Annotated in this window: 24 protein-coding genes; 13 read left to right on the forward strand and 11 right to left on the reverse strand. The window is 69.2% G+C overall.

The genetic code is table 11. From position 1 onward, the window contains the following. Positions 1-70: 70 nt before the first annotated feature. Both ACIBW9_RS30060 and ACIBW9_RS30065 read left to right on the forward strand, forming a co-directional pair. Complete coding sequence (locus tag ACIBW9_RS30060; protein ID WP_398960181.1) at positions 71-457, forward strand: hypothetical protein; 387 nt, start codon at positions 71-73, stop codon at positions 455-457. Positions 458-554: 97 nt separating this feature from the next. Further along, positions 555-878, forward strand: a complete 324-nt coding sequence (locus tag ACIBW9_RS30065) for a DUF397 domain-containing protein (RefSeq protein ID WP_398960182.1) — start codon at positions 555-557, stop codon at positions 876-878. 88 nt (positions 879-966) lie between these two features. Here ACIBW9_RS30065 and ACIBW9_RS30070 read toward each other — a convergent pair whose 3' ends face one another. After that, positions 967-1,401, reverse strand: coding sequence for a hypothetical protein (locus ACIBW9_RS30070; RefSeq protein ID WP_398960183.1), 435 nt, complete (start codon positions 1,399-1,401; stop codon positions 967-969). A gap of 239 nt (positions 1,402-1,640) precedes the next feature. Here ACIBW9_RS30070 and ACIBW9_RS30075 point away from each other — a divergent pair, with 239 nt between their 5' ends. The 6 genes from ACIBW9_RS30075 (at position 1,641) to ACIBW9_RS30100 (ending at position 11,608) form a co-directional block, all read left to right on the forward strand. Next, complete coding sequence (locus ACIBW9_RS30075) at positions 1,641-6,980, forward strand: toxin glutamine deamidase domain-containing protein (protein ID WP_398960184.1); 5,340 nt, start codon at positions 1,641-1,643, stop codon at positions 6,978-6,980. Between the two features lie 98 nt (positions 6,981-7,078). Then, entirely contained in the window at positions 7,079-7,834 is a 756-nt protein-coding gene (locus tag ACIBW9_RS30080) for an immunity 49 family protein (RefSeq protein WP_398960185.1), read from the forward strand. A 41-nt stretch (positions 7,835-7,875) separates the two neighbouring features. Beyond that, positions 7,876-8,202, forward strand: a complete 327-nt coding sequence (locus ACIBW9_RS30085) for a hypothetical protein (protein ID WP_398960186.1) — start codon at positions 7,876-7,878, stop codon at positions 8,200-8,202. A 40-nt stretch (positions 8,203-8,242) separates the two neighbouring features. Then, positions 8,243-10,129 (forward strand): ATP-binding protein, encoded by a 1,887-nt coding sequence (locus ACIBW9_RS30090; RefSeq protein WP_398960187.1) that lies wholly within the window; start codon positions 8,243-8,245, stop codon positions 10,127-10,129. A gap of 130 nt (positions 10,130-10,259) precedes the next feature. Continuing rightward, a complete protein-coding gene (locus ACIBW9_RS30095) occupies positions 10,260-10,964 on the forward strand; it encodes a hypothetical protein (RefSeq protein WP_398960188.1) in 705 nt (234 codons plus the stop codon). Continuing rightward, entirely contained in the window at positions 10,961-11,608 is a 648-nt protein-coding gene (locus tag ACIBW9_RS30100) for a hypothetical protein (protein WP_398960189.1), read from the forward strand. Before ACIBW9_RS30095 ends, ACIBW9_RS30100 begins: the two co-directional genes overlap by 4 nt. A gap of 87 nt (positions 11,609-11,695) precedes the next feature. On the opposite strand, the gene ACIBW9_RS30105 is transcribed toward ACIBW9_RS30100, so the two are convergent. From ACIBW9_RS30105 to ACIBW9_RS30115, 3 genes are all read right to left on the reverse strand, one after another. Further along, positions 11,696-12,088 carry a hypothetical protein gene (locus ACIBW9_RS30105; RefSeq protein WP_398960190.1) on the reverse strand — a complete coding sequence of 131 codons (393 nt, stop codon included), beginning with the start codon at positions 12,086-12,088 and terminating at the stop codon, positions 11,696-11,698. A gap of 85 nt (positions 12,089-12,173) precedes the next feature. Continuing rightward, positions 12,174-13,304, reverse strand: a complete 1,131-nt coding sequence (locus ACIBW9_RS30110) for a PE-PGRS family protein (protein ID WP_398960191.1) — start codon at positions 13,302-13,304, stop codon at positions 12,174-12,176. A 20-nt stretch (positions 13,305-13,324) separates the two neighbouring features. Continuing rightward, positions 13,325-13,651 carry a hypothetical protein gene (locus tag ACIBW9_RS30115; protein WP_398960192.1) on the reverse strand — a complete coding sequence of 109 codons (327 nt, stop codon included), beginning with the start codon at positions 13,649-13,651 and terminating at the stop codon, positions 13,325-13,327. A 168-nt stretch (positions 13,652-13,819) separates the two neighbouring features. Here ACIBW9_RS30115 and ACIBW9_RS30120 point away from each other — a divergent pair, with 168 nt between their 5' ends. The 5 genes from ACIBW9_RS30120 to ACIBW9_RS30140 all read left to right on the forward strand — a co-directional run bounded on the left by ACIBW9_RS30120 (position 13,820) and on the right by ACIBW9_RS30140 (position 16,991). Next, complete coding sequence (locus ACIBW9_RS30120; protein ID WP_398960193.1) at positions 13,820-14,356, forward strand: hypothetical protein; 537 nt, start codon at positions 13,820-13,822, stop codon at positions 14,354-14,356. Between the two features lie 31 nt (positions 14,357-14,387). Continuing rightward, positions 14,388-14,975, forward strand: coding sequence for a hypothetical protein (locus ACIBW9_RS30125; protein ID WP_398960194.1), 588 nt, complete (start codon positions 14,388-14,390; stop codon positions 14,973-14,975). Positions 14,976-15,105: 130 nt separating this feature from the next. Further along, positions 15,106-15,588, forward strand: coding sequence for a hypothetical protein (locus ACIBW9_RS30130; RefSeq protein WP_398960195.1), 483 nt, complete (start codon positions 15,106-15,108; stop codon positions 15,586-15,588). 18 nt (positions 15,589-15,606) lie between these two features. Then, the gene (locus tag ACIBW9_RS30135) at positions 15,607-16,725 is read left to right on the forward strand and encodes a hypothetical protein (RefSeq protein ID WP_398960196.1); all 1,119 of its coding nucleotides are present in this window, start codon (positions 15,607-15,609) and stop codon (positions 16,723-16,725) included. After that, positions 16,722-16,991 carry a hypothetical protein gene (locus tag ACIBW9_RS30140; RefSeq protein ID WP_398960197.1) on the forward strand — a complete coding sequence of 90 codons (270 nt, stop codon included), beginning with the start codon at positions 16,722-16,724 and terminating at the stop codon, positions 16,989-16,991. Before ACIBW9_RS30135 ends, ACIBW9_RS30140 begins: the two co-directional genes overlap by 4 nt. 126 nt (positions 16,992-17,117) lie before the next feature. On the opposite strand, the gene ACIBW9_RS30145 is transcribed toward ACIBW9_RS30140, so the two are convergent. The 7 genes from ACIBW9_RS30145 to ACIBW9_RS30175 all read right to left on the reverse strand — a co-directional run bounded on the left by ACIBW9_RS30145 (position 17,118) and on the right by ACIBW9_RS30175 (position 22,580). Further along, a complete protein-coding gene (locus tag ACIBW9_RS30145; protein ID WP_398960198.1) occupies positions 17,118-17,609 on the reverse strand; it encodes a protease inhibitor I42 family protein in 492 nt (163 codons plus the stop codon). 20 nt (positions 17,610-17,629) lie between these two features. Further along, the gene (locus ACIBW9_RS30150) at positions 17,630-18,274 is read right to left on the reverse strand and encodes a hypothetical protein (RefSeq protein ID WP_398960199.1); all 645 of its coding nucleotides are present in this window, start codon (positions 18,272-18,274) and stop codon (positions 17,630-17,632) included. 23 nt (positions 18,275-18,297) lie between these two features. Next, on the reverse strand, positions 18,298-19,002 hold the full coding sequence (locus tag ACIBW9_RS30155; RefSeq protein WP_398960200.1) for a hypothetical protein: 705 nt from the start codon (positions 19,000-19,002) through the stop codon (positions 18,298-18,300). A gap of 570 nt (positions 19,003-19,572) precedes the next feature. Continuing rightward, positions 19,573-20,598: a WXG100 family type VII secretion target gene (locus ACIBW9_RS30160; RefSeq protein WP_398960201.1), complete on the reverse strand. Its 1,026-nt coding sequence runs from the start codon at positions 20,596-20,598 to the stop codon at positions 19,573-19,575. Beyond that, positions 20,595-21,065, reverse strand: coding sequence for a hypothetical protein (locus ACIBW9_RS30165; RefSeq protein ID WP_398960202.1), 471 nt, complete (start codon positions 21,063-21,065; stop codon positions 20,595-20,597). The genes ACIBW9_RS30160 and ACIBW9_RS30165 overlap by 4 nt, the downstream gene beginning before the upstream one ends. A 445-nt stretch (positions 21,066-21,510) precedes the next feature. Next, positions 21,511-21,720 carry a DUF397 domain-containing protein gene (locus ACIBW9_RS30170; protein WP_398960203.1) on the reverse strand — a complete coding sequence of 70 codons (210 nt, stop codon included), beginning with the start codon at positions 21,718-21,720 and terminating at the stop codon, positions 21,511-21,513. An 8-nt stretch (positions 21,721-21,728) separates the two neighbouring features. Beyond that, positions 21,729-22,580 (reverse strand): helix-turn-helix domain-containing protein, encoded by an 852-nt coding sequence (locus ACIBW9_RS30175; protein WP_398960204.1) that lies wholly within the window; start codon positions 22,578-22,580, stop codon positions 21,729-21,731. Positions 22,581-22,621: the final 41 nt, after the last annotated feature.

Genomic DNA, 22,621 nt, shown 5'->3' on the forward strand with positions numbered 1-22,621 from the left:
TATGGTGGCGTTGCAAGAGAAGAGACGGGAAAAGACAGACCACGGGGGGGCAGTTGTGTCGTCTGACTTCATGGACTCCGATCCCAAGGTCCTCAAGACCGAGGGCTTCAACATGTACACGGTCGGCCAGGACTTCTCGAAGGCCGTGAAGGCCCTGCAGGACGGACTGACCGCGCTGGAGGGCACCGGCACCCCGCCGTGGGGTGACGACGACATCGGCGAGAAGTTCGGCGTCGCCTACACGGGCCTGCGCGACGGCATGTACCAGTCGATGGGCAGCCTGGCGGAGCGGCTCGCGGGGATGGGCATCGCCTTCACCAAGATGGGCGTGGCGCACGAGCAGAACGAGGCCGACCAGCTGGACATGTGGAAGGCGACGACCGCCGAGTACGACGGCCAGGTGAAGGTCCCGCCCGGTGTAGCACAGGGGACGTTCACCAAGGTGCACAACACCTGATCCGCACCCGATCTGCGGCAGTCGGCGGCAGCGGCAGCACCCGCGCAAGTAGGGTGAGTCGAGTTCGTCGTCACATGTCAGGAAGAGGCCCCGCAGCATGACCGAGGTACGGAACAACGAGATCGAGACTCCGGCCGAGATCAAGGCGCGCAAGGAGCGGGAGCGGGACGAGCTGTACGCGCTCGACATCTCGGGGGTCGAGTGGCACTGCGCCCCCGGCACCGAGCAGGACGAGGAGCGCGTCGAGATCGCCTACCTGCCCGAGGGCGCGGTGGCCATGCGCTCCTCCCTCGACCCCGACACCGTGCTGCGGTACACCGAGGCGGAGTGGCGGGCGTTCGTACTCGGGGCGCGGGACGGGGAGTTCGACCTGGAGCCGGCGCCGCACAACGGCGGGGTGCCGGCCGAGCAGAGGGACTAGACCCCCGCGGCCGAGCGGCGCTGCCATCGGTCCTTACCGCGGGCAGCGCCGGTGATCAGCCGTTGATGACCCGGTGACGAGCCGGTGCTCAGTACAGCGAGAATCCGCCGCTGTGCCGCCCCTGGCTCTTCTTCCCGGACTGCGCGGACCGGTCCTCGGAGGCCCTCTCCTCGAACCGTCCCGAAGGCGAGGAAGGGGCACCGCCGTTAAGCGGCTCCCCGTGCCTGACCTGGTCGCGCTCCTCCTCGGAGAGCGACTCCCACTGGCCGCGCAGCGACGCCATGCCGCCGCCCAGGGCGCGCGCCACCCCCGGGTCGTCCAGGGCGTCGCGGAGGGCCAGGCGGCCGGAGAGCAGCTTCTTGGCGGCGTCCTGCAGGTCCTTGCCGACGCCGTCGTTCTCGGACAGCCCCCGCAGGGCGGAGTTCAGGGAACGGATCTGCTCCGGTTCGAGCGCCTCGTCCAGCACCCCGCGCTCCGGCGAAGTGCCCTGCGGGTTCGGTGAGTTCTCGGATCCCCTCGTCATGCCACTTCTCCTCGTTGCCCTCGTCTCTCGGACCCCCGAAGTATCTCCCGTCCCGTCAAGCCCCTGTCTGGGCCCCGCTCCGACGGGGGACCTGCAACGGTTTTGTGACAGCAACGGCCTGAAGTTGCGGACGGGTGATCCGTAAACTTTACGAACGGCTGTACTTCTGTGTGACATCCCTTGACCGTGAGGGAGTTGTACGGCCGTGTTGTTTGACGGGGGTGCTTTCTGCTGTGTCGATGATGCTGCCGGACGAGCTCGAGTGGGTTCTCGAGATGCTCGGCTACCGCTGGCCGACCGCGGACGAGGACAAGCTCAAGGACTCGGCCAAGCTGTGGCGGAAGTTCGGCGACGACGTCACGGAACTGCACACCACGGCGAACCTGAGCGCCGGGCAGGTGGTCGCCCACAACGCCGGCGAATCGATCGACGCATTCACCAAGACCTACAAGAAGTTCGACGGCGGACAGGGCGACGGCTACCTCACCAACGCCGCCCAGGCCGCCTACCTCATCGCGAACGTGATGGAGGCCTGCGCCTACATCGTCGAGCTCGCGAAGTGGGCGGTGATCGCCCAGCTGATCGCCCTGGCCATCGAGATCGCCGCCGCCCAGGCCGCGGCGCCCTTCACCTTCGGCCTCTCCGAAGTCGGCGCGCTGGGGGCGACCCAGCTCACCCGGCTGATCGTGCGCCGCCTCCTCGACGAACTCAAGGAGGCGCTGCTCAACGCGGTCGTCGAGGCGATGAAGGAGCCCGCGATCTCGATGATCGAGGCGATCATCACCGACCTGATCCGCCAGACGGTGAACGTCGGCTTCGGCGCCCAGGAGGGCTACGACCTCGGCGCGACCGCCAAGGCCGGCGCGGACGGCGCCTGGGACGCCATCAAGCAGACCCCGCAGACCCTCGCCGAGGGCGTCCGCGACAGCCTGGGCGAGAAGGCCGGGCACCGGGCCCACCATGCCGTCGACAGCAGGATCGACGGGCACGGCGGGGGGTCCGAGGGCGGGCACGGGGACGGTGACTCCAACTCATCGGGCGACGAGGGGAGTTCGAGCGAGGCCAACTCGTCGGACGGTGAGGGCGGTTCGAACGCGTCCTCCGACTCGTCCTCGTCCGGCTCCGACTCCGACGGCTCGCACTCCTCGGGCTCGGACTCCTCGACATCGACACGTGCGGGCGGCGACGTCGGAGTCGGCACGAACATCGGTGGCGGGATATCCGCCGACACCGGCGGCAGCAGCATCGGCGGACTGGATCTGGGAGCGGGGCCGGGATCCGACTCGGGGGCGGGCTCCGGATCCGGCACCGACTCGGGGGCCGGGGCCGACGCCGGGGCCCCGAGGCCGACGCTCTCCCACTCGGGTCCGACGCTCTCCGACTTCGACGATCCCTCGCCGGGCGGAGCGTCGCCGGGTCACTCCGACTCCGGGGGTGCGTCCGACGGCCCGGGCACCTCCGGCCCGTCCCACTCCGGCGGCGGCTCGCCCGTGTCCGGCCTCTCGTCGCCGACGGTGCATTCCGTGTCGGCCTCCGCACCGTCAGGCGGGATGTCTGCGTCGACGTCGGCGGGCGGCCACGGCGGCATCAGCACCAACATCGACAGCCTGGCCGCCAGCACCCCCACCCACACCACCGCGGCGCCCACGGCTGCTCCGACGACCAGTGATCCTTCCCCGGGCGGTGCGGGCGGAGGCCGCGCGGACGGCGGCTCCGGCCTACCGACGTCGCCCGTCGCGCCTTCCACGGCGGCTGGGGTCGGCGGCGGCTCGCAGCACGGCGTTGCGGCCGGCAGCAGCACGCCCTCCGGCGCGAGCCCGAGCAGCCCTGCCCCCAACTCCGGTACGGCGAAGACCACTTCGGCCTCAGGATCCGGTACGACCGCGTCGGCATCGGCGTCAGCGACGACGGACGGTCGCGTCGGCGGTGGTGCGGGTCTTCGTGTCTCCGGTACGGGAGACGGCCGCAGCCCCGGTACGCCGGACGGCCGCACTCCCGGCACCCCGGACGGGCGGACACCGCCCCAGCGCACCCCCGGCAGCACGACACCGGGGGACGGCACGACGCCGAGGAACACGCCTGGTACGAGGCCGGGGGACGGCAGCACCCCACGCAACTCCACGGACACGAGGCCGGGCGACGGCACCACGCCCCGCACCAGCCCCGGCACAAGGCCGAGCGACGGCACCACGCCCCGCAACCCCGCGGACCCGAGCGGCAGCACTCGTACCAACACGACGGACCCGACGAGCAACCCTCGCAGCAGCACCACCGGCCCGACCGGCAACACCTCGGGCCAGAACTCGAACCCGAGCACCGCGCCCCAGAACCCGGCCCAGTCGTCGTCCTCCAGGACCACATCGCCGTCCACCGGCAGCTCCACGACGACGCCCTCCACCGGCTCCGGTCCGGATCGCACCTCGACGCCGGGCAGCGGCACCTCGGACTCGTCGGCGCCGAGCGGCCGTACGCCCGACTCCTCGAGCCGGTCCGGCCCCGCCGGCACCCCCGGCACTCCCGGGTCCCAGAACCGGCCGGGCACCGCCGACCCCACCCCCGGCAGGCCGCCGCAACAGCCTGCGGGCAGCCCGCCCGGCTCCCCGCCGCAGCCCGCCGCGCAGCCCAACAACCCGCAACAACAGCACCAGCAGCAGGTGACGCCGGTCCCGATCCACACCGTCGTCCGCACCCCGGGCGCCCCGGCGGCACCGTCGCACGCGGGCCCCGCCACACCCTCGGCACCGGGCTCGCCCCAGGCCACCCCGGGCGACGCCGGCAACCAGCAGCACCCGCAGCAGGACAGCCTCCAGGACATCCGTGCCGACCTGGACCACCACCCCGGAGGCCTGACGGGGCCCGACCCCGCCGATCAGCAGGCGCTGGTCGACGCGGTGCCGCACAACGAGGACGGCACCCCGCAGCGCTTCCCCGACCCCTTCGAGGGCAACTGGTCCCAGCTCCAGAACGACGGCGGCGTCAGCGTCCCCGGACGCAGCAACAACTGTGCCGACTGCTCCCGTTCGTTCCTGGAGACCTGGTACGGCAACCCGCAGGTCTCGGCGCCGCGCACCCTGGACACCGACGCGAACGGCAAGCCGGACTACTGGTCCCCCGAGGACAACGCGAACGACAACCAGATCCGCTGGACCGGCGCCGCCCACACCTACGCCGGTCCCGGCGGCGACCCCGGCACCGCCGACAACATCGCGAACACCCTCCGGCAGGCGGGCCCCGGCTCGGCCGCCATCGTCCAGGTCGACTGGCCCGGCGGGGGCGGCCACGCCTTCAACGTGGTCAACCACAACGGCAACATCGTCTGGGTCGACACCCAGAGCGGCCAGGTCAGCAGCCAGCCCCTGCACATCGACCAGGCGGCGCACGTGTGGCACATCCCGCTGGACGCCGACCGCACCCCGATCGACACCAGCCAGCCGCAGACGAACGGCTCGGAGAGCCAGAGCGGCGATGCGCAGAACGAGAACGGCGACGGCTCCCAGCCGGGCGACGCACAGAGCGACGGGCAGCCGGAAAACGGCCAGACCCCGCAGAACGAGGTCTCGGCCGACCCCCCGAAGCAGGAGGACGACACCGACACGGGAACCGACGCTCCCGTGCCGGCGGACCAGGACTCCTCGACCGACGCCGACCCCGCCCAGCCGTCGACGGCCGAGCCGAACACCTCGTCGACGGCCCCGCCGAACAGCGAGCACGGCGACCAGAACGGCCGCCCCCGGAGCGAGACACCGAGCACCCCGGACCAGCAGGCGCACCCGGGCGAGGCGACGCGTCCCCACGAGCAGGACCACACTCCCCGCAAGGACGCAGAGCAGCCGACCGCGACGACCGAAGCTCCGTCCCGGCCCGACTCCTCTGCTGAGCAGCGGCCATCCGCGCACACCACGTCCGACGCCACCGACAACGGCACGCCGGACAAGACCGCCACCCCCGCCCGGACCGAGACGCACCCCCCGAACGACCCCACCACGGGCCGGCACACACCTCAGCAGACCACCGTGCCTGCGGACCCGCGCACCACCGACCCGCGCGCCGCGGATCCCAGAACCCAGGACCCGCGGGCGTCCGGCCCCCACAACCCGGATCCTCGCGCGCGGGATCCACGCGCGCAGGATCCGCGTACGTCCGATCCCCGCGTCCAGGACCGTCACGCCTCGGACCCGCAGAGAGGCACCCCGCCGCGGAAGAGCCCGGAGACCGACCGGCGGCCCGGCGACCGGTCCGACGCACGGCGCCCGGACAACGATCCGACGCCGGACCGGAAGCACCCCGATCACGCCGAAGACCAGCGGCCGGCGGCACGCGACGCGGACCGGCCCGACGACTCGGACCACCTTCGTCCCGAGGGCACGGACCGGTCCCCTGCCGACGGCCACCGCGACCGCCCCGGCGACATGACCAAGGACTCCGCGGTTCCCGCGCGCGAGAGCACGCCGGACGGCAGGAACGCCGATGCGGCCCGCTACGTCAAGGACTCCGTCGACGGGAAGAAGCCGCTGTACGGCGACATCGCTGATGAGCGGGCCGCTGCGGACACCACCCGATCCGGTGCGGATGACGCCTCCCCGCCACACGGGCCCGCCGAACCCGCAGCTCACAACAGTGAGGACAAGAAGGCGTTCATCCGCAGGATGGTCGACTTCGCCAATGAGAGCAGGGAGAACCGCCGGAAGTACTGGCGCAAGGACGGCCAGCGTCTGCGCCTTGACGACAGGATCGACGGCCGGGAGCTTCCGCAGCTCAAGCGGGACCCCGATTACCCCGACGACCCCGACAAATTCATAGCGGCCAGCGACGTCCCGCCGCCGGTACAGCCCGACTACATGCCTGAGGAAACTCATCCACCCGTCAGCCTGGGCCGCCACGAGGGCACCATCACGCCCGAGAATCTTGCCGCCCTCGACACGGAGACCAACAACCGGGAATGGACGCTCCAGGCCGACCGGATCAGCGAGGCCGAAAAGCTGCGGGCAAAAGAGGACCACGGCGAGGATTCAGAGGAATACAAGGCCGCCAAGCGGGTTTACGCGGATACGCATTCCGCGGTGCGGGACATCGGTGAGAGCCATGGCGAGATGGCAGCGCTTCATCATGCGATGGCCACCCAGCACCCCGAGTACGTGCTGGTCGACGTACCGCGGACAGGTAACGGCAGCGACCAGTTCGACCAGATCTACGAAGACCCGAACCATCCCGGTCATTACATCGTGGTGGAAGCCAAGGCTCCCACCGGCCAGCTCGGTCCGCGTACCGGCCATACCGGCCAGAAGGTGATGCAGGGCACCAGGGAGTACTTCGAAACCATTACCATGGTCATGCAGGAAGGAACCCCGGAACAAAAGGCAATTGCCGACAAGTTGGAGGCGGCTTACGAGCTGGGGAACGTTCAGTACGTTTTGGTGCAATCCAAGGTCGAGACCGATCCCGAAGCGAACGAGGCAGCCAACAACGGGAACATCGAGGGTGGTTACGTCGGTGCGGAAGGACCTCGCGAACGCAAGAGGTACGGTGGGGTCACGATGGAGTACTTCGACATTCGGAATCCGGAGGACAGGCAGGAATGACTACGCAAGTGACGCGTCACGAAGTGCCTGCCGACCGCCTGTCCAGCGTCCAATCACTCGCCGACGACACCGAGGCGCGGGTCCGGAAGCTGGAAACCATGCCCAGCACTTTCAACACCGGTCTGAACAGGGCTCTGTCGAACGCCAAGAGTCATTGCGCCCTTGATCCCCGCGCCGCCCGGATCGAGACCTGGGAAGCCTGGGTCGCGGCGATGCAGATCGGCTCCGCCCTGTTCCGGTCCGCCACCTCACCGGAACCCACCGTGGAGTGCCTGATCTCGGGCAAGCCGCGCACGATCCGCTCCACGGGCCCACAGCCGCACGCCAACGCGGGCAACTGGCTCACCGCCTTCTACCTGGCGCTCGTCTGCCGCGAACGCGATCGGCTCACAGAGCTGAGCAACGTCCCCCTCTCGCTGCTGCGCGATTCCGGAGCGGTGTTCGACGAGTACATCTACGACTGGGTCGACACGCTTCAGACGTACTGGAAACAGGGCCCCGGCCTCGGCGACAAGCTGGTGGCCGCGATCAACGGCACGGATCCGGAGGCCCTCCAGGTCGCCGACCGCAGCCTGATGCTGCGCATCCTGTATCCCCCGCTCAACCTGTTCTACCGCCTGGTCAGGGGCGACAGCGAGCGCTTCGGCGTCGAACTGGTCAAGGCCCTGGAGTGGCACAAGGAGTACTGGACCGCGGACGAGTCCACAGCCGCCCAGGTCAGCGGTCTCGTCGCACTGGGACCACTGGCCATGGCCTGCCTCGCCTACGACGCGGGGGTCCCCATCGACGTGGAGTCCGGCTACATCCCCAAGTACCTGCTGGAACGCGGCCGGGTCGGCGACTTCCCGACCTGACCGCAGCCGCCCCGCCCCCAGGGGCCAGACGAAGGAAGCCCATGACCTCGGACACCCCGTCCCCGGCGCCACAGACCCCGCCCACCACCCCGGACGAGGCCCTCGACATCGTCCGCGCCCGCTACGCGCAGCCCACGCTGCCCGACGGCACCCCCGCCGAGCTCCGGGTCGACGAGTTCGACATCGGCTACCTGGTGTACGCGGTCTTCCCGCCCACCACCGACGCGGCCGGCCGGCCCCGGCCCGCCCCGCCCGGCGGAGCCAAGATCGTGGTGTCGAAGGAGACCGGCGAGAGCGTGACCGTCCCCAACTTCCCGACCGAGCAGGCGATCGCACTGTACCGGCAGAACCTCGGTCGCAACTCCTAGCCTTCGTCCACCACTCCGGCACCCGCGAGGTCCCCCACCGATGACCGCCCCGACCAACGGTTACGCACCCCATCCCTACCTGGGCGGACGCACCGCCGTGCTGCGTGCGCTCGCCGTCTGGCGGTCGGGCCGGCCAGGTGCACCCCGGGTGATCGTCCTCACCGGCAGCCCGGGCAGCGGGCGTTCGCACCTGCTGACCGGCTTCCTGATGCTGTGCGAACCCGAGTTCCGCGGGCGGCTGCCGCTGGCGGGCATGGACCCGTCGACCGTTCCGCCCGAGCTCCCCGCCCCGGCGGTGCCGAGCGCGGCGGGGCTGACCTCGGCGCAGCTCGGCTGGCTCATCGCGGACCACTACGGCCTCCGGGCCGGCCGCCTCGAAGAGGTCTACGCCGCGCTCGGCGACCTCGGCCGGACCGAGACCGTCGTCGTGCCCGATGTCGACCGGGCGGGTCCGGTGCGTACGGCGGGCGAGCCGGCCCGCGTCGTACGGGAGGTGCTGAGGCCGCTCGCCGACACCGCGAACGTGCGGCTGCTCGCGGACGTACCGCGCGAGCTCGCCACCGAACTCGCCGGTGAACTCCCGCCCGGCACGGTGCAGATCATCGATCTCGACGACCCGCAGTGGGCCGACCCACGCGGTCTGGTGCTGCAGGCGTACGCGCTGCTCAGACCGGAGTCCGGCGCCCCGGAGCCGCCCTTCGCCTCGGATGCCACGGCGAGGCGGACCCTGGCCGAGGCGATCGGACGCCGGGCCGGAACGAGCCCCCTCACCGTGCAGCTCGCCGTCCGGAGCCTCCTGACGAGTCCGGGTCCTGTCGACCCGTACGCCGAAACGCTCTTGCCCTCGTCTGTCGGCCAGGCACTCGACCTGCACGCCCGCCGCCTGGGAGCGGACCCGCAGACCCTGCGCCGGCTCCTGGCGCCGCTGGCCCTCGCGGAGGGCGACGGTCTGCCCGTCGACCTGTGGACACGGCTGGTCAACGCGCTTGCGGGCCAGGACATGAGCGGCGTCCTCGCGGACAGCGGTGCACTGGCCGGCCCGTTCGTCGAGTCGGTCCCGCGGGACGGGGACGGCGGCGCGCGGACGCTGCTACGGCTGCTGCACCCGGCCATCGGCGAGGAGCTCCGCGCCGGCCTGCCGAGCGTCCGCGCCGCCCAGACGCAGATCGCGATGACGCTGCTGGAGGCGGTGCCGGACCAGGACTGGAGCAGGGCCGACCCGTATGTACGGGACCACATCGCGGGCCACACCCTGGAGGCGGGCCTGCTGCCCCAACTCCTCACGGATCCAGGGTTGTTCGTGCACGCCGATCCGTTGACGCTGCGCGCCGCCGTCGCTGCCGTACCGACCGGGGAACTCGGCGCACCGGCCCGTACATACCTGCGTACGGCGCCCCTGCTGACCCGCACGCAGGCCCCCGCGGTGCTGCGTGCCGCGCTGCTGGAGACGGCATTCGTCGAGGACGGCCTGCCCGAGTACGCCGAAGCCGTCCACGGCCGGCTCGGCCTCGAGCTGCCCTGGCGCACCCTGTGGAGCCTGCCCGTGCCCGGCGTCAGCGCGGTGAGCGTCGGCCGTCTGCCCCGTCCGGAAGGGCCGGCCGTTCCCGTCGCCGTGCTCGCCGTCCCGACGGGCACGCTCATCCACAGCCTCGTGGAACCGGACGGTCCGGGCGAGATCGACCCCGCACAGGTCCTGCCCCTGTCCGAGGAGGCGCGGGCCGCCGCTCCGCTGGTGCTGAGCCGCGGCGCCGACTACGTCCGGGTCCGGGACCGGGCGACGGAGGACATCGTGGCCACGCTGGTCTCCGACGCACCCGTCACCGCGGCCGACCTCTCCCCCGAGGGCATCCTCCTCGTCGCAACCGAGCGCGGGGCGAAGGCTCTGCTCATCACCGGACAGCCCGGCGGCCGCACGCCCTCCGTCTGACAGCCGTATCGAGGCTCCCCGAACAGACAACATCCTTCACGCAGCCCGCTCCTGCTCCACCGTCCCCCTCCTGATCTCACTGATAGCTTGCTGCTTCCGCCAGTCACCTCCATTGAGTCCACGGGGAACCATGAGCCAGCCGCCGTTCCAGCCACCGCCACAGCCACCACAGCCACCGCAGAACCATCCGAACCCCTACGCCCAGCCCCTCCCCCCGCAGCAGCCGGGGTTCGGGCCGCCCGCGCCTCCCGGGCAGCACCCGATGTACGCGGGACCGCAGCCCGTGGGGCAGCCGCCCGGGCAGCCGATGTACCCGATGCAGCCGACACCGCCGTTCCAGGCGCCGCCCTTCGGGCAGCGGCCCCATGCGGGCGGTCATGCCGTCGGCGCGGTGTTCCTCAGGTTGTTGGTCTCCTTCGTCGTGTCGGCGCTCTACACCGGCCTCATCCTGGCGACCTACAAGGACATCACGTCCGCCACCGTGGCCAACGCCCTGTCCTTGGGCCATGCACTTCTCAACGGCGCGATTGTCGGCGCACTGGTCGGCAAGGTGGGGCGCGGCAGCAACGGTGCCCGGATCGGCGGAGCCGTCATCGCCGCGCTCGGCGCCTTCTTCGGCGACGCCAACGCCCTCCCGCTCATCATCGCCAAGGAACAGTCGTTCATGGCACTCAAGGACATGCTGGAGTACAACCCGTTCCTCCCGGCCAAGGCCTGGTGGCACAGCGATGCCACCGGTGGAGTCGACTGGTTCTCCCTGCTCAGCCTCGTACTCGCCGCAGGCGCCGCCTGGGGCGTCGCGTACCTCGTCGGCAGCAGGCGCCGTCCCGCATGAGTCCCTCCTCCCCTTCCCCCACCGCCACCGTCGTGCCCACCGGCCGGCGTTCCGCCCGGCGCATGGTGCCCCTCGGCATGGTGCTCACGGCGATCAGTGCCCTCGTTCTGTTCGGCGGCGTGGTGATGACCGCCGGCCTCGGGGACGGTGCGCCGAACCCCAAGGGAATCGCGGGGATCGCGATGGGGCTGTTCCTGGGCGTCATCGGCGTCGCCAACCTGGTCACCGCCTGGTCGGGCCGGCACTCCAGCGTGAGCGTCGACCATCAGGGGCTGTGGGTGAACAACGGCAGGGCACAGAACGTCATCCCCTGGCAGAGCCTCGCCGGAGTCGGTCTCCACTGGAGCAGGACGGGCAGGCGCGGGGTGAAGGTGTACTCGATCGAGCTGTGCCCCAACGCTCCCGTCGACCGCGACGACCCGGTGCTGTGGCCCCTGGTCCGCGAGGAGGAGCCGATGCATCCGACTCTCCCTCGGCTGCGTTACCGCCTCCCCGTCCCGGCGAGTTCCCGGGAGCCGCTGGCCGCCGCGATCCAGCGGCAGGTCCCCCAGTTGTGGCTCGGCGAGACCGAGCGTGAGGCCGGCTACCTGGGTGTTCCGGACCGCAAGGGGCACCGGGAGCGCACGCGCGGATTCCCGCACTGACCTCCGGCGATGCGCTGTCGTCGCCGCCATCGGACCTGGCGTGCCGTGCACCGCTAGCGCGCACGGCACGCCGTCCCCGCCCGCGGCTCAGCGTTGACCTGCCCGCTTTCCCCCGCTGACGGAACCGTGCACGGGCGCGTCCCGCTCGGCGCGTTCGCGGTCGAGTTCGGCCTGCTGCCGTGCGTCCCATTCCGCGAACTGGCCCTCGGTCTGCCGGCGTTCGGCATACGTCTGGTCGTCGGCCGCCCGGCGCATCTCGTGGAGCCGCTGGTAGACGGCCTCGGTGTAACGGGGGTCCTGGAAGGCGTCCTTGACGTCGACGCGGCCGCTCAGCACCTCAGTCGCCATCTCGCGCAGGGCCGGGTCGAGCGAGCTCGCGCCGGCGATGGTGCGCAGGGAACGGCGCAGCCGCAGGGCCTGTTCGGGGTCCTGGGCGATCCCCATGAGTTCCTCGTCCTGGATCTCCCGGTCCGCGGTCATGGGTCCGGCCGTCCTTCCTGTCGTGCTGGTGCTTGTCGTGACTGGCATTTCCGTCGGTGGCCAGGCGGTGGGGACGCGTCGCGCGTCACCCGAACTCGCTTCGGGCCCAGTCCTGCGCGCCTCCCGAGCCGTGCGAGGAGCCCGAGCGCGCCGTACCCGCGGAGACCGGGGTCCTGTTGCGGGCGGCCGAACTCGCGCCTGTCCCGGAGGAGTTGTCCGCAGACTCCTCGGACGACTCCCCACTGCCGCCCCCGTGTCCGGACAGCGTGTCGACACCGTGCTGTACGCGGGTCCCGACCGCCCCGGTGGCCTTCTCGGTCGCCTGGTCCACGGCGTTGTCCACGTGTCCCTGCACGTCCGTGTAGCCCGCGAGGGTCGATCCCTCGCCGCCCTTGACCTCGTTCTTGAGGCCGTCCAGGTATTCGCCGCCCGCCTTCTCGGCGACGTCCGTGGTCTCTTCGAGGTTGATTCCGGACCGCTCGTCGAAGTGGGTCTCGATGCTCTGCTGGGCGATGTTCTGCGCCATTCCGACGGCGGCTTCCCTGGCCTTCTCCTTGGCCGCGTCCACCACCTTCTCCTGGACGAACTGCTTCGCCTCTTCCTTGATCTTGTCCTTGGCGAACTGCTTGACCTTCTCCTTGGTGATCTTCTCGAGCTGCTCCTTGGCGATCTTCTTGAGGGCGTCCATGGTGGCGTGCTCCATGGCCTTGGTGATCGCCTGCATGACCTCCGTCCTGAGCTTGTTGAGCAGCTCACGGACGATCACCCGCGCGGCCTGCGTCGCACCCAGTGCGCCGACCTCGGACAGCCCGAAGGTGAAGGGGGCCGCCGCCTGCGCCGCGATGATCTCCACGGCCAGGGCGATGAGTTGCGCGATCACGGCCAGCTTCGCCGTGAGGACGGCGATCGCGGCCCCGTCGAAGGCGAGGGCGATCACCTCGCATGCGGTCCTCGCGTCGGGGATGTAGCTGTCCTGGCCGCCCGCGCCGGTATAGGCGCCCCAGCCCTTGGTGAATTCGTCGACGGCGGTACCGGCATTGCTCGCCAGGATGGTGCGGGCGAACCCGTCGCCGTCCGTCTGGATCGTTTCGAGGTCCTTGCCGAAGGCCCGCCAGGCCTCGGCGACATCGTGCAGTGCTTGTTCGTCGGCCTCGGGCCAGCTGTAGCCGAGGAGATCGAGCACCCAGACAAGCTCGCTGGGCAGTGTGAGCGACATGCCAATATCCCCGAATTCAATTAGAGTCGGCCCGAGATCCCGTCCATCAGAACATGGTTCGACGTTTCCGATTCGTCGTAGTTACGTGCCATGTCCTGCAGGTTGTGCCCGATCTTCTCCAGCCGCTTCCCCAGGCTGTCCATCGATGTGAAGATTCCGTCACGAACCGGCGCGTAGACCTGCCCGAAGATCTCCCCGAAATCCGCGTCCGCCCACGGTTCCCCCAGTCCTTCAAGGGCGTCCTGGAGCCGCTTGGAGGCCTTTGTGAAATCGCCTCCGAGTTCGGCGAAGTTCACTCCCTGCTTGCGGAGTACATCGGTGTCCACATCAAAGGCGTCGAACGCCATAACTCTCCCCCGTACCGCTTGGCGCATTCATATAGGACGACAGGCGGATACCTTAGACTCCTCGCGCACGGCCCGGCAAACCGTCGGTCAAGATCGCAAAGTTTCCCAGGGGGACGACCAACAGTGGTGACAACACAGGCGCGTTACGGCAGTACAGGCAGCCTTTGGGTGGGAAGACTCGTCGGTGCGGGGCTGCTCCTCGTGGCCGTGGTCGTCGCCGCGGTGACCATTCCGGAACTGCGCAGCGAACTCGCAGGGGACGGCACCGAGGGAACCCTCACGGTTTCTTCATGCGAAACACACACCAGGACCCACTACGGCACGCACAGGCGTACGACTCAGCTCGAGTTCAGCTGCACGGGAAACTGGACCGCGCAGGACGGCAAGGCGAGTTACCAGGACGTCGTGGTGAACACGTCCTCGCGTTTCGAGACCGGCGCGAAAATCCCCGTCGTACAGGCGGACGAAACCTTCGAACTGCCCGAGGACCGGGCGCCGGGAAAGGACGCCGCAATTCTCGCGTTCTGCCTCTCCCTGGTGGCTTTCGGCATTTTCTGCCTCCTCACCGGTTTCGGCGCCCGCAACGGCCCCGCCCTCTCGGAGTCCTGGCGGCGCCTGCCGGCCTCACACGTCACCGGGCCCGTCCTGGGCGGCGCGTTCGCCCTGGGCGCCCTGGCGGCACTCGTCTGCGCACTCGCCCTGTAACGCCCGCCCGTACCCCTCCTGAGGAACCCCCATGACACAAGTACACGGGAACGCCGCGACGAACGCCGCCGCAACGGGAGACCGGGCGGGCCGCGGCCGCCTCATCGGCGCAGGCCTGATCCTGGCAAGCCTCGTCCTTCTGGCCCTCGGCTCCTACCTCGGCCCCTACAAGTACGCCACGTCCACACCGGGCGAACTCACGGTCCAGACCTGCACCGTCGACTACAAGTACCGGAGCTCGTCGAGCAGTTCGAGTTCGCGGAAGAAGACCAAGAGCAGGTGGTGCTACGGCACCTTCACCTCCGACGACGGCAAGGTCAAGGACCTCAACGCCGAGCTCAAGAGCGACGCCCTGTACCAGCGCGGCCATGTCATCGAGGCCCGCAGGATCAGTGACGTCTCCTATATGCAGGACCAGGGCTGGGCCCACGCCATCGCCCTCGGCTGCGCATGGTGGTTCGGCGCCCTGATCGCCCTGGCCGTCGGCCTCTTCTGCGCCGTCACCGGCTTCCCCTACGGCGAGAGGGAGAGCCAGGGCCTGTTCCGCACCACACTGGTGACGGTCGGAGTGGGCGTACTCGGCCTCGTGGTCAGTCTGTTGGTGGTGTTCTTCACGTGACGGAGGGCCCGGCAGGGGTGGGCGCAGGGGGATGACGGTGGCACATCAACTGGCCGCTGCCCTACGCTGATCAAGAACGTTCCTTCTGTACGGGGAGAGAGCCGGGCGACCGGTTCTGAAGGAGACGGCGATGAGCCAAGCAGTCGATCCAAGACTGGCGTATGCCCAGGTCTCGGCACCAGCCACCACCGCTGCGCCCACGGTGACCACCACCGCGCAACCCGAGCCGACACCCTCGCCGTCGCCGGGCCCCGCGCCCACGCCGCCGTCGCCCGCGCCGCCGGTCTGGGGCGGTGACCCGGACGTAGGTGTCAGCTCGTCGTTCCTGCGGGCCAGGGCCAACGACTGCGACACCACTTCCGAGTTGCTCCGCAAGACCGGCGGTCCGGCCGAGGACTCCTTCCGCGATCTGGCGAAGGGGGCGCCCGGCTGGTCGTTCGTCGACAGCATCGGCGAGATGCAGAACCGCTGGGAGCTCCTGCTCACCCTCGTCACGGGCCGCCTGGACACGGCCGCGCAGAACTTCCGGGACAGCGCGGACGCGTACGACCGCAACGAGGTCGCAACCGCCTCGCAGTTCGCCGACCCGCACGCCCCGAACCCGTTCCGCTGAGCCGGAGGACGCAGCATCGTGGTCACCTTCCACCAGCTCATGGAGCTCGACGTGAACGCGCTGGAGACCTTCAGCGACAGCTGGAACGCCATCCACCGCAAGATCAAGGACGCCCGTACGGAGTTCCACGACGGCGTCGTCAAGCAGCTGCACCAGGACCACTGGCAGGGCAAGGCGGGCGAGCGCGCACAGGCGTACTGCGACCTCGTCCAGACGGACATCGACGCCCTGGACAAGGAGGTCAGGGCGCTGCGCGACTACGTCGACACGGAGGCCGACGGCGCCAAGGGCACCGGCGGGGCCAAGGGCCTGCGGGAGCACCAGCTCAAGGCCCAGGACATCCAGCGGCAGGCGCTGGAGAACGGCATGACGATCAGCGCCGACGGCCAGATCGAGATGTGCGTCGTCGACGACCCCGACGACCCGGACGTGCACAAGAACTACGAAGAGCACCAGCACATCGCCGACGACCTCCAGAAGCAGCTCAGGACGGTTCTCGACCAGGCGACCGAGGACGACGAGTGGCTGGCACGGCGGCTGCGCATCGCCTTCGGCACGATCCACAACTTCGAGAGCGAGAACCGCAGGTTCAACATCGCGGAACCGGACCCCAGGGACCACGAGATCCGCAACAAGCTCAACAACGTCGGCGCGGCCTTCGCCAGCCCCTACTACGACTACCCGAACGCCGCCGGCCTGATCCAGCACTACCTGGACGCCAGCGGCACGGACGTCGAGGTCGACCCGCAGACCCTGTTGGACCAGGTCCCCGCCTTCCAGAAGGACCTGGACAAGACCATGCGGACCGACGTCCACGGCCGCCCGGACGGCCCCTTCACCACGGAGTGGCAGAGCACCGCGCCCAACCCCAAGGACGGCCACAGCAGTTCGGACTGGTACTACGCGCTGAACCACTTCCAGTACCGGGTCACGGGCTACGTCCACAACGGCGAGGTCACCTACCGCGTCGAGGTCCAGAAGCGTTACGACTGGGGCATCCCCAGCGAGCACCGCTCCGACGTCGGAGGAGGCGGGCAGGAGATGGAACAGGCCGACATCGCACACCTCAACACGGTGGGCCTGGCACAGGACTTCAACGTCCGTGGCACTTCCGACGAGATGACGTCCTGCGCATGACCGGGCAACACGCGCCCAACAGCGGCAGTCGCCGGGCCCGGGAGCAGGTCGGGGACCGGGAGCGGGCGGCCGAGGAGGGCCCTGGCCACCGCCGGGGAATGAGGTCGGCGTTGCGGATCGTCCTTGTCCTCGTAGGACTGGTAGCCGTCGTGCTCACCTTCGTCGTCGTCCGCAGCTTCCTCGACTTCGACCATGCCGTCCGCCACCCCGAGGACGGCTTCTCGGACTGGCAGTGCGCCGCCGAGTCGGGGACTTGCGGGCCCTGAGCCCCCCCCGGCAAGGGGCCCCGAGAAAATTCGGCCCGACGGGCAACTGTCCGCCGGGCCGTCGACTCCGTAACCGGAATTACTCCTTCGACGCCTCTGCGACCGGACCGGAGGGCGCCTGCGCACCTATCGGCTTGCCGAAGTCGGCGTACACCATGTCCGGCATGTCGTCACGACGATGGTGGCCCGGTACTTCTTTTGGGGCGTGGGGCTGCCACTCGGGACCGGGGACGGGGTGACGGGACCGCCTGCGCCACCGCCGCCTGCGCAGGCACCGCGCGGGCACTGGATGAGCCGGATCTCCGTCGTGCCCGGGCCGACGGCCTTGAAACCGAACAGGTCCGTTCCGCTCCCGCTGCCGACGGCCTCGTCGTCGGCCTCGATGTCCTCCCGCTTGTCCGTCCTCCGGACGACGTCACGGTTCGGCTCCGGCGATGTCAGGTACCACCACTCCCCCATCGCGGTGTCGACCGGAACCGACAGCCGGAACTCCTCCCCCGCATCCACCTCTATGTGCTTCTCACCCAGCTCGTAGGTGTCCGGGCCGGTGCTGCCGCAGCCCGTGAGCACGGTCATCAGCAGGGCGGGGAGGGCGAGTCGGCGCAGGGCGCTGGTCATGACGCTCACTTGTCGGTCGGCTATCGGTCGGCGGGCAGGTGGACGGCGTACGCGTCGGGCATGCGGGAGTCGGAGGCCTTTTCCATGTGGCCGTTGACGAAGTCGTCCTCGCTGACCCAGGTCGTCTGGCCCCACGGGTTGTAGATCTGCAGCATGTCGCCCTCCTGGCCGATCACCATCATCTGGTGTCCGACCCGGTCGCCGTTCTTCTCGTGCCCCTCCACTTCGAAGGGGACGGGTTTGCCCTCTGCGACGGACTTCTCGATGTCCGGCAGTACGTCACGGCGCTCGTCCGCGCCGCGGACCTGCTGGTACTCGTACTTGCTGCCGGTGTGCGGGCTGACCTCGTCGTCGGCGATCTCGTTCTGCCCGTCGCCGTCCATGCCGTCCGGGACGTCCGACCACCAGTGCAGGTAGTCGCCGTCGCCCTCCTCGTGCAGGCGCAGCTGTTCGTCGTGGAGACGGTGGCGGAAGGCGTCGGGCTCGTTCTCCTGACCGGACGGTCCGCCGGTCAACTGCAGTGCGTAGAGGGGATCGACCATGGCGCGGGCGGTCACGGTGCTCGACGGCACACAGGTGTTGCCCTCCTGGGACCACTTCTCGTCGCCGAACCACTGGTAGTCGGTGTTCCGGTTCGACCCGTCAGGATTGAGCCCCTCGTCCACGGGGGCAGCTCCCGCCCCCCCGCTCAGTTCGTCGGACGCGACAGCAACTCGGCGAAACGCGTGCCCGCGATGGCGTCCGGGGCCGCGGTGACTGACGATCCATCGTGGAAGACCAGTTCGACGTGCGGCTCCGCCATACCCTTTGCGCTTTTCGCGGTGGGGACGATCTCCACGGACGCGATCTCACCGGGGGCGTACTGGAGCAGCGGATACAGCGGATCACTGCCCTTGTAGGCATGGCCGAGGACCAGGAGCCTGCGGTCTGTCGCCGCTACCACGAAATTGCCGCTGTAGCCGTCCAGTTGCTCCACCGCGAGGGTCAGCAGGACCAGCCGCGCGGCGGTGGTCGACCAGTCGGCGCGCCGGTCTACGGCCAGGTGACCGATGACCTTGTCGGGCACGTACCACAGGGCGTCGGAGAGTGCGTCCCCGAGGACCTCTCCGGCTGCCTGGAACGGGTGCGCGGCCACGTACGCCCAACCCGCGGTGCGGGCGAGGCCCGATGCCCTGGCTTGCTCGACCGGCGCGGATGCGGGCGGCGGCAGGCGGGGGATGAGCCGGTCCGGGGGGGTGGGGGCGCCGATCAGGTGGGCCTGGGCGGTGCCGACGAGGGTTTCGCCGGCTGCGAGGAACGCCGAGACGCGGCCTGCGTGCTCGGCGAGACGCTGCCTACGCAGCCGTTCGATGTCGTCGGTCGTCACGCCCAGCAGCCTGCGGATCATGCCCATGACCCAAGCCTATCCGTCGAGGCCGCCGTCGAAGTGCGGGGCCGCGCCTTGCTCCCACCGCCGTGGGCCTAGCCCTCCGCGGTGACTTCTTTATCCGAGGCAGCAAGGAACACCTGCCGAAGCTCCATACGGCGCGCACAGCCCGCTGGGGCCGCTACGCGGCAGGTACCGCAACTGGCCGTGTGCCATCGCGGCCGTGCAGTCGTCGCCGACACCGCCCGTCACCATCCTGCCCGACCGCGATGTCGGCGCCATGAGCTTCAAAGAGCAGATGACCCCCTGCAGGAGCACCGACTGCAGCGGCGGGTACCCGCGCCGCCCTGGTGGGTGACCCCGCCTACGACTGTTGCAGCCGGCCGTGTCCCGCGCCGTGGTGTAGGGGATCAACTGGCGGGAGTGTTCGAGGTGTTGGGGACGACGGCGCGCTTTCGAGGAGCTCGGCACAGCGCTTGTCCATGCTGCCTTCGGGGAGGTGGCGGCGGGGGAGGCAATCCATTCGGACCTGGTCCTTGAAGAGGTTCGGGTGCGCGGCGCGTGCACGCGCCCGACCAGGACGCGGTCGGGGCCCGCTCATCCGAAGTCCTCCTCGATCCGTGTCTTCGGGACACGGTACGGGGTTTCGTTCCTGCGACCGTCGAGCTGACCGGCCACGGCATCGATGGCGGGGTCCTTGCTCAGCCCGTCCGTGACCGCGCTCATCGGGCCGTCGGCACCGATCACCGCTCCGACGCCGCCTGCGATGACGCCCTTCTCGGCGCCGATGACGGCCTTGACGACCTTGGCGGCAGCGAATTCCCCGAGGTTCTCCATCGACGGGGATCTGAGCAGGTTTCCGCCTCTCTCCAGCCTGTTGCTCATGCCGCCGATCTTCCGCACGGCCTTGGCCGCCGTCCGGGCTTCCTTGAGGCCTTTCTTGATCTCACTGAAAGACTTGCTGGCCTTCTTGAGCTCGCGGACCTTGTCCATCAGCTCCTTCAGCGTCCGCTCCAGGTCGGCGGAGACCTTTCCTACCCGCTCGATGAACGCGGCGATCTCGGCATCCGCCACGAGAGCGTCGGCAACGGTCGCAAGGCCGACGGTCAGGATGTCGACCACGACCATCGCGGCGAGCGAGGCGATCAGCGCCTCGATCGCCTCCCGGATGATCTCGATGATCATGCTCTCGGCGAGCTGGCACGCGGCAGCAGCCTGGCTGATGATCTGCGCGATCTCGTCCATGTCCTTGGCGGTGCCGTCGATCGCCTCGACCACCTGGCCCATGTGCCGGCCGAACGCGTTCGACGCGACGCCTTCCCACTGCCCGGCGAGTGTGCCGCCGCCCTCACGCAGCGCGGTGCTGACCGCCCGCATCGCCTTCGCCTGGGCCTGCCACTCATGGGCGGCCGCAGTGAGTCCGGAGAGGTTGCCGGTGACCTCCTCCAGCATGCCCATCAGCCCACTGGAGTCCAGCGCCCACTTGACGGCGCTGTCCAGACCTGCGTCCAAGCCGTCTGCAACGGGATTGTTGATCTCCGGCAGTGGGACCAACGGCTCGTTGACGAAGTCCCGCGTCCACTTGTACGCGTCGCCGACCTGTTGGAAGGTGCCGCCGCTCACTGTCCGCCCCCGAACGAAGCGTCGATGTGATGGTCCTGGCTCTCGTAGTTCGTCGCCGAATTCTGAAGACCGTCACCGGTATGGCGAAGGATCTCGAGCAAGTCGGCGAAATTGTGCTGCTCGGCCTCCACATGCTCGTGATACGCCTCGTAAAGGTTGTGCGCGTTCGGCAGCTTGCCGAAGTCGTCCGACGAGAGCGGCACCGCCGCCAGCTTCGGCCAGATCCGCGCGATCTGCTCAATCTGGTCCTCGATGACCTTGTCGTACGCCTTCAGCGCGTCCGGATGGACGCGGAATCCCTCATCCCCCACAGCTTCTCCCTGATCACGGAACCAGCACGTCATCGTACTGATGATCGCTGCGGCCTCCGTCGGCATCGGGCCCTGGCCATCCTGCCCAGAAGGGGCAAACAAGCTGCTCGCCGCCGCGGGAGCGACCGTAAACACGCCTTTACGCACCTGAACCATTGGCGGATCTTTACCAAGCTCCGGTCTGTCGGTCCACTACGCAACCACGATTCGAGCCCGGCTCGTGCGGACCAACAGCGAAGTCGCGTCATGACAGACGATCTCGAGCTGCGACACCGCCTGCGTAAGACTCGAGCCCACAATCAACAGCTCACACCAGCCCGATAACTTGCACGTTCGACGATGCACAACCGCTCACTGCACGCGGCATGAACCACAGCGTGCGGCCTCCAGCGGTGCAGGGGCCAGCCCACGCTCGGGCTCGGGCTCGGGCTCGGGCTCGGGCTCGGGCAGCGGAGACGAGCGTAGGATTACCGTCGCCAATCACATCAGGGCCGACTACAGGCAGCAGACGAGATCGGTCAGCCAGCCAGGGAACTCAAAGCCGGCGGGACAACTTCGGCTCGCCGACCGGCGGCCATTGGGCTACACGGCTATCAACACGCTACGCGTCTTCGATATCCCAACCGGTGTCGGCTTTGAGGTCGCTGATGAACGCCGTGAAGGTTCCGGCAGGGAATGTGAGCGGGCCCTGGGCCGGGACCTTCGAGTCGCGTATCGCGACTCGGCTGTGGAGGTTTGCTATCTCTACGCAGTCGTTGCCCTCACCGCCACCAGAGAAGGACGACTTCTTCCACTGGGCGGGGGCGGTCATGGCTGTCCTCACAGTTCCTTGGCCATCTGATTGATGAGGTCGCGTGACTGCTCGGGCGTGAGCGACACTTCCTTCACCCTATGGAAAAGCCCTCGAAAGTGCTTTAGTTGAGCTTCGGAGTCGATGAAGCCCGTGCTGTGCGGGGCGTCGCGCACGACAGTGTCCAAGGAGGGCACCGCTCCGCCGACATACACCATCGCGCTCCCGGCTCCCGCGAAGTCGTCGAGACCAAACGGGATGACGCGCACAGTCACGTGATCCGCATCGGACAGCTCCAGGATGCGGGCCAGTTGAGCCCGGGACGCAGCTCGGCCGGCGACCTGGATACGGAGCGCCGCTTCGTGGATCACAGTTTCGTAGGGAATGGGGGCAGGGCCTTCGATGATGACCTTCCGCCTCATCCTGTGGTGCACCCGATGCTCCACCTCACTCTCCGGGAACTCCGGGTTCATGTAGGAGAAGAGAGCACGTGCGTAGGCGTCCGTCTGGAAGAGCCCGGGCACATGGACGATCGCCACGTCGTGACGGAACGTCGCGTAGTGATCCAGTTCGGAAAGGTCCAGGTAGGCGGCAGGAAGAATACCCCGGTACTCCTCCCACCAGCCGCGGGTCCGATCCGTGACCATGGCCACCAGGGCATCGATCAACTCACCGTCCGAGCAGGCATAGTTGGCCGCGAGACGACGTACGCGTTCCTCACTGACGCCAGCGACGCCGGACTCGATCTGACTCATCTGGACCGAGCTCACCCCCAGTAGCGTCGCCGCCTCGGTGGCCTTGAGACCCGCGGCATCACGAAGCTTGCGCAGCTCGGCACCCAGACGCGCCTGTCGTGCCGTGGGATGTCGCCGTGTGGCCATGTACAGCTCCGTGATTCAACTCGTTCGCCAGAGTGCCCCGT

The sequence above is a fragment of the Streptomyces sp. NPDC049541 genome, from assembly GCF_044465725.1.
Lineage (GTDB): Bacteria > Actinomycetota > Actinomycetes > Streptomycetales > Streptomycetaceae > Streptomyces.

What these genes read in the sequence shown, in the direction of transcription:
- ACIBW9_RS30165 (WP_398960202.1), bottom strand. Translation starts at nt 21,065, where the DNA reads ATGGTTCAGGTGCGTAAAGGCGTGTTTACGGTCGCTCCCGCGGCGGCG.
- ACIBW9_RS30085 (WP_398960186.1), top strand. Translation starts at nt 7,876, where the DNA reads ATGACCTCGGACACCCCGTCCCCGGCGCCACAGACCCCGCCCACCACC.
- ACIBW9_RS30170 (WP_398960203.1), bottom strand. Translation starts at nt 21,720, where the DNA reads ATGACCGCCCCCGCCCAGTGGAAGAAGTCGTCCTTCTCTGGTGGCGGT.
- ACIBW9_RS30145 (WP_398960198.1), bottom strand. Translation starts at nt 17,609, where the DNA reads ATGACCAGCGCCCTGCGCCGACTCGCCCTCCCCGCCCTGCTGATGACC.
- ACIBW9_RS30075 (WP_398960184.1), top strand. Translation starts at nt 1,641, where the DNA reads ATGATGCTGCCGGACGAGCTCGAGTGGGTTCTCGAGATGCTCGGCTAC.
- ACIBW9_RS30090 (WP_398960187.1), top strand. Translation starts at nt 8,243, where the DNA reads ATGACCGCCCCGACCAACGGTTACGCACCCCATCCCTACCTGGGCGGA.
- ACIBW9_RS30130 (WP_398960195.1), top strand. Translation starts at nt 15,106, where the DNA reads ATGAGCCAAGCAGTCGATCCAAGACTGGCGTATGCCCAGGTCTCGGCA.
- ACIBW9_RS30105 (WP_398960190.1), bottom strand. Translation starts at nt 12,088, where the DNA reads ATGACCGCGGACCGGGAGATCCAGGACGAGGAACTCATGGGGATCGCC.
- ACIBW9_RS30110 (WP_398960191.1), bottom strand. Translation starts at nt 13,304, where the DNA reads ATGTCGCTCACACTGCCCAGCGAGCTTGTCTGGGTGCTCGATCTCCTC.
- ACIBW9_RS30060 (WP_398960181.1), top strand. Translation starts at nt 71, where the DNA reads ATGGACTCCGATCCCAAGGTCCTCAAGACCGAGGGCTTCAACATGTAC.
- ACIBW9_RS30100 (WP_398960189.1), top strand. Translation starts at nt 10,961, where the DNA reads ATGAGTCCCTCCTCCCCTTCCCCCACCGCCACCGTCGTGCCCACCGGC.
- ACIBW9_RS30175 (WP_398960204.1), bottom strand. Translation starts at nt 22,580, where the DNA reads ATGGCCACACGGCGACATCCCACGGCACGACAGGCGCGTCTGGGTGCC.
- ACIBW9_RS30095 (WP_398960188.1), top strand. Translation starts at nt 10,260, where the DNA reads ATGAGCCAGCCGCCGTTCCAGCCACCGCCACAGCCACCACAGCCACCG.
- ACIBW9_RS30140 (WP_398960197.1), top strand. Translation starts at nt 16,722, where the DNA reads ATGACCGGGCAACACGCGCCCAACAGCGGCAGTCGCCGGGCCCGGGAG.
- ACIBW9_RS30125 (WP_398960194.1), top strand. Translation starts at nt 14,388, where the DNA reads ATGACACAAGTACACGGGAACGCCGCGACGAACGCCGCCGCAACGGGA.
- ACIBW9_RS30080 (WP_398960185.1), top strand. Translation starts at nt 7,079, where the DNA reads ATGCCCAGCACTTTCAACACCGGTCTGAACAGGGCTCTGTCGAACGCC.
- ACIBW9_RS30070 (WP_398960183.1), bottom strand. Translation starts at nt 1,401, where the DNA reads ATGACGAGGGGATCCGAGAACTCACCGAACCCGCAGGGCACTTCGCCG.
- ACIBW9_RS30115 (WP_398960192.1), bottom strand. Translation starts at nt 13,651, where the DNA reads ATGGCGTTCGACGCCTTTGATGTGGACACCGATGTACTCCGCAAGCAG.
- ACIBW9_RS30155 (WP_398960200.1), bottom strand. Translation starts at nt 19,002, where the DNA reads ATGGGCATGATCCGCAGGCTGCTGGGCGTGACGACCGACGACATCGAA.
- ACIBW9_RS30065 (WP_398960182.1), top strand. Translation starts at nt 555, where the DNA reads ATGACCGAGGTACGGAACAACGAGATCGAGACTCCGGCCGAGATCAAG.